The organism is Bacillus sanguinis, from assembly GCF_018332475.1.
Classification (GTDB): domain Bacteria; phylum Bacillota; class Bacilli; order Bacillales; family Bacillaceae_G; genus Bacillus_A; species Bacillus_A sanguinis.
Window position 1 is genome coordinate 1 of sequence record NZ_BOQB01000007.1, and the last position, 9,964, is coordinate 9,964.

General features: G+C 35.0%; 12 protein-coding genes. 3 read left to right on the forward strand and 9 right to left on the reverse strand.

What is annotated here, in order from left to right; genetic code table 11:
• Positions 1-92 precede the first annotated feature (92 nt).
• On the forward strand, positions 93-1,310 hold the full coding sequence (locus KI369_RS00795; RefSeq protein WP_212954764.1) for an MFS transporter: 1,218 nt from the start codon (positions 93-95) through the stop codon (positions 1,308-1,310).
• A 45-nt stretch (positions 1,311-1,355) separates the two neighbouring features.
• On the opposite strand, the gene KI369_RS00800 is transcribed toward KI369_RS00795, so the two are convergent.
• The 5 genes from KI369_RS00800 to spoIIP form a co-directional block, all read right to left on the reverse strand.
• Positions 1,356-2,831 carry an amidase family protein gene (locus KI369_RS00800; RefSeq protein ID WP_212954765.1) on the reverse strand — a complete coding sequence of 492 codons (1,476 nt, stop codon included), beginning with the start codon at positions 2,829-2,831 and terminating at the stop codon, positions 1,356-1,358.
• A 184-nt stretch (positions 2,832-3,015) separates the two neighbouring features.
• On the reverse strand, positions 3,016-3,462 hold the full coding sequence (locus KI369_RS00805; RefSeq protein ID WP_212954766.1) for an NUDIX hydrolase: 447 nt from the start codon (positions 3,460-3,462) through the stop codon (positions 3,016-3,018).
• Positions 3,463-3,485: 23 nt separating this feature from the next.
• A complete protein-coding gene (locus tag KI369_RS00810; RefSeq protein ID WP_212954767.1) occupies positions 3,486-4,226 on the reverse strand; it encodes a M15 family metallopeptidase in 741 nt (246 codons plus the stop codon).
• A gap of 11 nt (positions 4,227-4,237) precedes the next feature.
• Positions 4,238-4,735, reverse strand: a complete 498-nt coding sequence (locus tag KI369_RS00815; protein WP_212954768.1) for a GNAT family N-acetyltransferase — start codon at positions 4,733-4,735, stop codon at positions 4,238-4,240.
• A 224-nt stretch (positions 4,736-4,959) separates the two neighbouring features.
• Complete coding sequence (gene spoIIP / locus KI369_RS00820; RefSeq protein WP_212954769.1) at positions 4,960-6,114, reverse strand: stage II sporulation protein P; 1,155 nt, start codon at positions 6,112-6,114, stop codon at positions 4,960-4,962.
• A gap of 89 nt (positions 6,115-6,203) precedes the next feature.
• Here spoIIP and KI369_RS00825 point away from each other — a divergent pair, with 89 nt between their 5' ends.
• Complete coding sequence (locus KI369_RS00825) at positions 6,204-6,500, forward strand: hypothetical protein (RefSeq protein WP_212954770.1); 297 nt, start codon at positions 6,204-6,206, stop codon at positions 6,498-6,500.
• Between the two features lie 4 nt (positions 6,501-6,504).
• Positions 6,505-6,810: a permease gene (locus tag KI369_RS00830; protein WP_212954771.1), complete on the forward strand. Its 306-nt coding sequence runs from the start codon at positions 6,505-6,507 to the stop codon at positions 6,808-6,810.
• Here the strand turns inward: KI369_RS00830 and KI369_RS00835 are convergent.
• From KI369_RS00835 to KI369_RS00850, 4 genes are all read right to left on the reverse strand, one after another.
• Complete coding sequence (locus tag KI369_RS00835; RefSeq protein ID WP_212954772.1) at positions 6,783-7,310, reverse strand: DUF1572 domain-containing protein; 528 nt, start codon at positions 7,308-7,310, stop codon at positions 6,783-6,785. The genes KI369_RS00830 and KI369_RS00835 overlap by 28 nt on opposite strands.
• Before the next feature lie 17 nt (positions 7,311-7,327).
• A complete protein-coding gene (gene csaA, locus KI369_RS00840) occupies positions 7,328-7,657 on the reverse strand; it encodes a chaperone CsaA (RefSeq protein ID WP_212954773.1) in 330 nt (109 codons plus the stop codon).
• Between the two features lie 66 nt (positions 7,658-7,723).
• Positions 7,724-9,061 (reverse strand): branched-chain amino acid transport system II carrier protein BrnQ4, encoded by a 1,338-nt coding sequence (gene brnQ4 / locus KI369_RS00845; protein ID WP_438800491.1) that lies wholly within the window; start codon positions 9,059-9,061, stop codon positions 7,724-7,726.
• A 436-nt stretch (positions 9,062-9,497) separates the two neighbouring features.
• Positions 9,498-9,964, reverse strand: a 467-nt coding sequence (locus KI369_RS00850; protein WP_212954775.1) for a CBS domain-containing protein, incomplete at its 5' end; no start/stop codon positions are given.

Below are 9,964 nucleotides of genomic sequence, written 5' to 3' on the forward strand. Positions count from 1 at the left end.
AGTGACAAAAAATTTAATTCTTTCAAAATTTTATTTTTTAATTATAATTATTATAACTACTTTCATATTTTCCCAGAAAGGTTGTGTGCTTATTGCAAAAACGTTCATTGACTTATTATTTAGGATCCAAAATATGCATTACTCTCGCTGACATCGTATACATAATGATTATTACAACTCATATGTATATTACAACTAAATCAGCTACATTAACTGCTCTGTTTCCATTGCTCCAAGTCATAACTATTCTCATAGCAAATACATCTGCCCCACTTATCATGAATCGTTTTTCATCTTATTCATTACTTTTTACACTACAATGGACAAAAACTGCTCTATTATTTTTATTAATGATATTATTCCCGGTCCTTTCCACAAACATTGTAGCACTATTCATTTTCATTTTTTTCATTTCTTTATGTAGTGGGTGGAGCGCGCCAATATTATACGGTATCCTGCCTCGCCTTACACGAAAAGAAAAATTAGTAAAAGTAAATAGTATTTTTTCCTTTTCCACACAAATTGCGCAAGCCGCTGCTTATTCATTTACAAGTATTATTGTTCTTCTTACCGGTGCTACTTCTACACTCATGATGAATAACATTTTGATGATTTTTGGATGTGTTGCACTACACTTTTCATTACGTTCCATACATACTGAACGAGTAATAGAGCCCTCTTCTTCAAAAGGTGCTGCTTTATTGGAAGGTTGGAAACTCTTATTTCAGAATCCTTCGCTCCGTACTGTTACATGTATGGACTTAATTGAAACTTTCGCAGGGACGATATGGATCGGCGCTATTACGATGGCTTATGTAACGACTGTCCTTCATAAGGGAGAAGAATGGTGGGGATATATTAATACAAGTTATTACGTTGGCACGTTAATTGGTGGTCTATTAGCGTGGAAAATGAGTACATATATTCAAAATAATTTAATACGCTCTATGGCGATAGGATCTCTTATGTTTAGTATTCTTACATTTTTATATGGTATGACAAGTAGCGGGTTTATTGCGCTTTTTCTATGTGCTCTAATGGGGCCATGTTATCAAATTAGAGATATTTCTCAAACGACGGTTTTACAATCCAGCGTCGCTCCTTCTTTACTATCAAAAATGTATACAGCTCATGGCGCTCTCATCTCGACAGCTTCTGGTCTTTCTATGCTTAGCGTTGGAATTATTACCGATTTGTTCGGTGTTCGTACGATTTATATTCTCGCTTCAATCCTTATATTATGCTCTGCTTGTTTATCCTTTAACTTATTAAAATATGATAAGACAGAGCAGAAAAATATTTCACTCTAATTAACAAAATAAATAGGACAGGGATTCCTGTCCTATTTATTTTATTCATGATAAGTTAGGGATTTTCCGATGCTTTGTCACTTGTTCAAAAGCGTATGCTAGTTTAATCAAAGTCCCCTCAGAAAAAGCAGTGCTTGCAAGAGTAATTCCAAATGGCCTCCCGCTTTCCATATATCCCGCAGGTATTGCTATAGACGGATAACCTGCTTTCGCACATATTGTAGATCCTATATAAGAAGGAAACAGTATCGCATCAAGGTCATATTTTTCCAATGCAAAATCGATGCCTTGCTCTTGAGAAAAATATATATCTTCTAATCTGGCATTTAAATATTCTGGATTTCTTAACGTATTAGGAAAATCTTTCCTTCTTTCTAACTTAGTTTGTCCGTATTTCAGAGCTCTTTCTGCTATAACTTCATTAAACTCCATTAATTCTGAAATAGAATGCACTGGCATATTAGAAGGTAATTTAGAAAGATAGTTATCTAAACTATGCTTTAGTTCATAAAGCGGAACTCCCCAGCTCCATTCTCTATGAAAAGATGGAATATCAATATTTTCTATTACCGTTGCTCCCTTACTACGTAATACTTCAATCGTCTCCTTGAACAGCGTTTCATCATACTCATCAGTTTCATAATAATCTTTTGGTGCATTGCTAAATACACCAATCTGCGCTCCATGTAAGCCATTGTCATCAAGATATTTTGTATAATCATGTTCTGCTATACCTTCACTTTTATGAGTAGCTACATCCTTCTCGTCTACCCCAGTTAAACTCTCTAGCAAAATAGCAGCGTCTGTAACCGTTCTAGCAAATGGACCAGCTGTATCTTGCGAATACGTGAACGGAATAATGCCTCTACGACTAATTAGACCAACAGTCGGTTTAATACCCACTACAGAGTTTTGAACAGCCGGACTTAAAATAGAAGCATCCGTTTCCGTTCCAACAGATACTACTGTAAAGTTAGCGGCAACTGCTATCGCAGATCCTGTACTTGAGCCACCAACAAACATATCATCCTCACCTGTACCGTAAGGGTTTATTGTTTGTCCACCTCTTGCACTATATCCAGCCCACATTTCAAATGACATCGCATTTGCTAATTCTGTCATATTTGTTTTCCCTATTATCACTGCTCCTGCTTCTCGAAGTTTCGTAACGAGAAATGCATCTTCACTACTTATATTTTGTTCTAGTGCAATCGTACCTGCACTTGTATGCATAGAGTCATTCGTTTCAATATTATCCTTAAGTAAAACCGGTATACCATGTAATGGACCTCTTATACCTTTTGTCCTTCTTTCATTATCTAACGCTTCTGCAATAAAGACAGCATCTGGATTGATTTCTAAAATAGAATTAATTTTTGGTCCATCCTGATCATATTTTGCGATTCTATGTAGGTAATACATAACTAATTCTTTTGAAGTTAATTGCCCAGCTTCCATCGTTGCTTGTATGTCATGTATTGTTAATTCTTTTTGTAAATGTGCATTGAACTGAATCTCCATCGTCATTCTCCTTCTATAAACCTTTATTAATAGCATGTCTCTATTACTTTTTCATTTTCTCCGCTCCTCGCATATACAACTACAATCCCTTTAAAAAAATTCAACTTACCAATGTAAAAACCTTTTATTTCCTGAAAAATAAAAAGAGTCTGAAACGGATAAACGTCCGCTTCAGACTCTTTTCTTACTTCACACATACTTCATCTAATAAATGTAAAAACTCACCTTGTTTCCCGGCTAATTCAGGGCATTTTGCAATATCAACCCAGTCATAGCAAAATACCAACCCTTCATCTTCCTTACCAGCACTTACAATATGTTCCCAACTATCTTTTACATCTGTTAGTAATGTTACGTGGAAGAAATGGCATTTTTGATATTCCTTTTTTTCTTTCACATGTATGATGTAATCAGCTAGGAATCGTTCGATGCATAAATGACGTAATCCAGTCTCTTCTTGTACTTCACGTAAAATCGCTGCCTCTAATGATTCCGCTTCTTCCACTGTTCCTCCTGGTATTTGTATACCAGCTTCAGGTATATCACGATGTTTAAAAACAAGCAGTTGTATAACTCCCTCTTTTTCTCTTGTCACATATGCGTGTACTTTTTTATTATATAACACCGTCATAACCCTTCTCTCCCCTCAATTGTTCACTCTGTTACTTCTTCAAGCGTCAGTTGATTTTCATATAAATATGTAGCTTGTGGATTCCCCACATACCTCACATGCCATGGTTCATATCGATAACCAGTAAGCGACTCCTTCTCTTTCGTATATCGAATGACAAAACCAAATTTATGGGCATTTTCAGAAAGCCACTGCCCTTCTTTTGTTTCACCAAAAATTGTCTCTAACTGAAACTTAGCAGATTGAGATGTAATATCCATAGCTAGTCCAGTTTGATGTTCGCTCGTTCCAGGAACTGCGCTAGACATCGCTGTTTTTGCTTCTCCATCTTGTTTTTTATACATCGTATTTAACGCTTTTTGTCGATCAAAAGATCTAAATCCAGAGACTGCAAAAAGAAAAACACGCTCCTTATCAGCTTGCTGAAACATTTCCTCCAGCGCCCCTGCTGCCTCTTTCCTCATTTTTTTCTTTTCTTGATCACCTTCACTTGAGTAACGTACTTTCGGAATAACTAAATCTCGCGGTCTATACCCATCTGGTAAACGCCTACTTTTATTCACAAGCACAAGCATCGAATTTGGATTACTAATTACCGCAATATCTCCATCCATATTCGCAATCGTTTCTTTCGCTTTCGGAAATATGTTATTTACATTTACCTCGCGCGCCTGCTTATCCTTATACATTTTATAATTGATTCCTGCTACTCCAACAATGAGTATCATCGCTACGATACCAAGTAGTGTCCATCTTTTTTTCATATAACGACCTCTTATTTTAATAATTTGGCCATTTCATACTCATCGATGTTCTCTCCATCGATAATAAGAGCAGCTCTTTTGACACCTTCTTTCTCAAATCCAGCTTTTGTATATAGTGCCTGAGCTCTTGTATTGTGGGCCATTACCGTTAATTCTAAACGCCATACATCATGTAATCTTGCCCACTTCTCAGCTTCTTTAAACAATCTCGTCCCAATACCTCGCCCGCTAAACTCTTGCAAAATACCAATTACAATACCTGCTACATGTCTCTTTCTTTGAATATGATTTCCATTAACTAAAATAAATCCTACTATTCTCTCTTCTTCAACTGCTACCAATATTGTTGCATACTCATTTTCTATAAATCGATGAATCATTTGTTCCTGTTGCTCGGCTGTGAATTTTCTTTCTCCTGGTTCATATAACATAAATTTCGTTTCTTCATCTAATTGCTTACTTAATTGCAAAAATGATGCTGCATCTTCTATTTTGATCTCCCTAATCACTTCAATCACCCTACCCAGTTTCTTAATAAAAAGTTTTCCTTGTAAAAAGATTTTCTCTACTTTCCCGAAAATCCCTTTGTAAATCTCCCAGTATAATTTGACAAATTTCGATATTACTATAGCAACAAAAAATATGTCTATTCTGTGACGTCTCATCATGACAAAAAAAACGCAAGCATTACACTCACGTTTTTTCAAACTCTCCCATTCATTTATGTTTCACTTCATCCATTCACTTTTTCCGCCTGCCAGAAATATTCACCAAACGCTTTAGCAAGGGCATCAATCGATCGGTTTAGTTCTTCCTCTGTATTATCTACACCACCAACTTCAATTAATATCGCTTGCCCTGATAAGTCTTGATTGTAGACACCATTTCCTGTTTGAAACCCTTTTTGAATGACACCTCTACTCACTCCTGGATACTTCTTACTAATCGTCTCATGTAAAGCCGTTGCTAATTGTAAGTTTTTCTCATAATTTTTATTGCCTTTTCCTATGACGAAAGCAAGCTTCGCATATGATTTATCTCCAATTGCTTTTGTCGTAACATTTTTTCGAGCACTATCACGATGTAAGTCAAAGAAGTATTGTAGTTCTTTATTGCCAGTCATTGCTTCTTGTACAATTTCCCGTGACATTTTGTAAGAACTATTACTATTTAACCCTTTACTAATCAACTTTTGACCGACATCAGTCTTGTCGTTAGTAGCCCCGATCCCTTCACTTGCTAATTGTTCACGAAATCGGTCACCTACTAATGAAATATTCGTGACGGAACTTGTCGCTTTATTCGGGTTTGGATCGTTTGTTAAATTCAGTAACGGCAAATAAGATTCCCAGCTATGCGAATGATAAATAAATGCAACTTGTCTTTTCCCTGTCGTTTGAGCCGGTTGCTTTTTCTCTTTGTTCGTATCCGGTTTTGGAGCCTGTCCACCTTCTCCAGTCCGTTCTTTTACTACTTCTTCAAGTGGCACGCTCGATTCTATCGGTAAGTTAGAATAATTTGTCCCTTCACCCGCAATAACAATTTCTGTATCATACTTACCAAAACCAGGTAGCTCTTTGCCGACAAAACTCCGTACATCGTTAAAACGAATATTTGTAGCCATAGAAAAGAGAAACGAAGAAATTGAAAAATCTTGGTTTAAATTTCGATATTCCTGTGTAAAATAATGATTCTCTTTCCCAAGAACGTACATGTAACCATTCATCGATAACTCATTTAACCAATTATATAAATACGTTGACTTTGTCTCTTTCATAGAAGTTACCATCATACTAATAAGAAAAAAAGTCGCTAGTACTGTAGCAATAATAAATAAAATTAACTTACGTACACTTGTAAATTTTACATAAAAAAAGCCTCGATTCATACTATCACCCTCTCTATTTCAAGTTATGTACAAGCTCTAGAGAATAGACCGTCTAAATTCCGGCTATATTGTTAATGAGGTGAAATGAATTGAAGCTACTAATAGGAACATTGCCCATTGTACTATCATTTATTTTTTATTGGCTTGCTAAGCATCCTACAATCCGTGTTGCATTCCATATTTCAGCGTACTTAGCACTTTATGTACTCGGCACAATTATTTCTATTCATATATATGATGTTTTAATACAAGATTTAGTTTTCATGACAAGCATTCATGGAATTTTACTAAATCCATTTTTTCTTATATCAGGAGGATATATAGGGATATACACTTTATACTTACTTTTGTCTTACATGATTACAAATATTAAAAATGGAGCGTAATGAAATGCAACCACCTTTCATCTGTCATATATGCAAAAAAAGAATTGCGCGAAAGAAAGATCTTATTACTGCCACACGGTACTTCCGCTTTTATATATTTCACAATGATTGTTTTAAAAGGAAACAAGTGTTCATCTCAAAATTTATCCCTGTAAATACACTTTTTAATTTCTTTCTTATTATATATGGACTTATTTTTGGCAGTATTCTTATGATGGCAGAACCATCTATTATTTGGCTCATTTTCTTATTTCCAATCTTATATCGGCTTTTTTCTTATTATTATGTTGAGCGTTTTTTCTCTACATAGCGTATAGATTGTCCTCTAGGTATACTTAAACATTCCCACTCATTGTCTTTTAGCATTTTACCGATGTAAATCATTTGTCCAATATGCAAAGCATAATGAGAAATTTGTCTTTCAATTGATTGCATAACAGTATGTGCTTCACCGCGAATATATACCGTCTGTAATAAATGTTCCGGCGTTAGCACATTCATCGTACTAAAAACATATTCCCATCCTTCATTCCATGCTTCAAGAACCTCTTCCTTTGAATGATAGCCGCCTTCAAATTCAGCATCTCGGTTACGATCTGTTTTTTCACCATCAGATGTTAAAAAATCCGTCCACCTAGAACGCATATTACCGTGCAGATGCTTAATTATGATAGCTATACTATTAGTTGTTTCATGAGAAAACCATTCAATCTGTTCATATGATAATTGCGAAAGGACTCTCTCTCCTTGCTTTTTTGTTGCTTTAAAATTCGAAATGGCACATTGTAAATATTCTCGTCCAATATCCATGTTCCCCCGCCTTTACACTAGCTAATTTTCGTTCCATTTGGTAATTCCATATTCGGCTGCAGTAATACGACATCACCATCTTCAGGTACTCCCCCTAAAATAAGCACTTCTGATTTAAATCCAGCTACACGTTTTGGCGGAAAATTTACAACAGCAACGATTTGCTGACCAATTAAATCTTCTGGGGTATATCTCTTCGTAATTTGAGCACTTGACTGTTTAATTCCAAGCTCTCCAAAATCAATTTCTAGTTTAATCGCTGGAACTCTCGCTTCTTTAAATTCCTCTGCATGTGTTACAGTTCCAATTCTTACATCCAAAGTTAAAAAATCTTCAAAATTAGCCATTATATCACTCCTCCCATTTATTACTTAGACAAAATACTAATATCCCCTTTAAAAAAAGAAAGGCGCCTAAGCACCTTTCTTTTGTAGTTCACTTGATTCATTTGATTTATAGAAGAAGAAACCAATTATCCCGCCAATACATGATGGGATTAACCATCCTATTCCTTCATTATATAATGGTAACATTTGTAGCACGTTAGAAATCGCGTCAATTTTAATCTTCGCACTTTCTAAACCGTTAAAGAAACTAATTAACAATGCGCCTAAAATAGCTCCAATATAAATGGTATTGCGCTTCCCAATCCATTTATGGAAGTAAGAAAGTACGATTAATACGATTGCAACTGGATAAATAATCATTAACACTGGTAAAGTAACTGCGATTAATTGTGTTAAACCTAGGTTAGATACAATTAAGCTAAACACACATACCATTGTTACAATCACTTTATGCGAAAGTTTAGGGAATAAGTTTGTAAAGAAGCCAGCACAAGCTGATGTTAATCCAACAGAAGTTGTTAAACAAGCAAGGATAATAACGAGCCCTAATAAAATTTTACCACTTGTTCCATATAACTCATTTACAACATTCGTTAAAATAAGTCCACCATTCTCTGATACACCAAGTGATGTACTTGTTGAACCAAGATAAGCAAGTGATAAATAGATTAACGTTAAACCAAGTACAGCAATAATACCTGATACTACTGTTATTTTTGCAACTTGACTACTCTCTTTTATCCCTTTAGATCGGATAACTTGTACAACGACAATTCCAAATACAAGCGCACTAATTGCATCCATCGTTAAATATCCTTGAATAAATCCACCAAAGAAGGCATTTTCTTTGTATGCCGCTAGCGGCGCAGCTGGTTCTCCAATCGGATCAATAATTGCCTTTCCGACAATTACAGCCACAATCAATACTAATAATGGTGTAAGAAATTTCCCGAACCAATCCACTAATTTAGATGGATTTAATGATAAATACCACGTTATTCCGAAGAAAATTATAGTGAAAAGAAATAGCATGTACCACTCTGAAACCAATGCCTCTGATAGAAATGGCTTCATACCCATTTCAAATGAAACGGCTCCCGTACGCGGAATCGCGAAAAATGGTCCAATCGCTAAATAACTAATCAATGGGAAAATAAACGCAAATATAGGGTGAACTCTAGAAGATAGCGCTTTCAAGTCCCCCTCTACAAACGCGACAGCTGTTACAGCTAATAGGGGTAATCCGACTCCCGTTACAAGGAATCCAATAGTAGCAACCCAAACATTCTCTCCAGCTTGTTGCCCTAAAACTGGTGGGAAAATTAAATTTCCTGCTCCTAAAAATAGTGCAAATAACATTAAACCAATTGCTACCGTATCACCTGGCCTTAAACGTCCCTTCATACTTTTCATTTGCATAGCACTTTTTCATTGTTTTTCTCTATTTTCACAATATGCTATGCATCCTCCTCTCTGCTCAAGATGATAAAATATGCCCCTTACAAAGCAGTGTCTTTCTCCATAATTTCTCCATTCCCCTTATTCTTACTCTAATTATTGATTTTTGATTTTTTTGAATATTTAACTCATTAGAGTGGTATTGCGTGGAGTTTAGTTGTCAGACCTCTTTGTTTTTATCACACATATAGTAACATATTTAGTTGAAAAATAAAAACATATTTTCAAATTGATTTTTTTGAAAATCAAAATTATCTACATTTTTTATTCTTTTACACAAATATTGTTACAATCTCAATTTTTACCCTATCATTATTTTCAAATAATTTTATGCACATAACATAACAAAAGCCATCCAACATAATTAGATGGCTTTTGCATGTTACTCTATCGTTTCAACTTCACGTGGATTCTTCATCTCTTCCACATACACAACTCTAAATCCGTGATCTTCTAAATCTTTCAATAACGTCTCTAATTCACCGTCGTTAAACTCTTCTCCTAATGTAAACATAATTCTACGAACTAATAAGGCATCATTATCAAAAGTCATTAAACTTTGGATACCTGTAAATTTTTTTAATACTGTCGATAATTTTTGAATTGCCCCATTATAATCTTGCGTCCCAATCATGACAGAATATTTACTAGAATGAACACCCCAAGCATCTTCTAATAACTCGAAAACTTTTTTATGCGTTAAAATTCCAAGAAAGACTCCTTTTTCATCAACTACTGATAAATAAGGTAATTTTTTTATTGTAAAAAATACTTTAAAGAAAGAAGAATCTTCTCTGACATATCCTTCTTTATCGTTTAATAATTGCAATACACTCTCTTCCAGCGAAC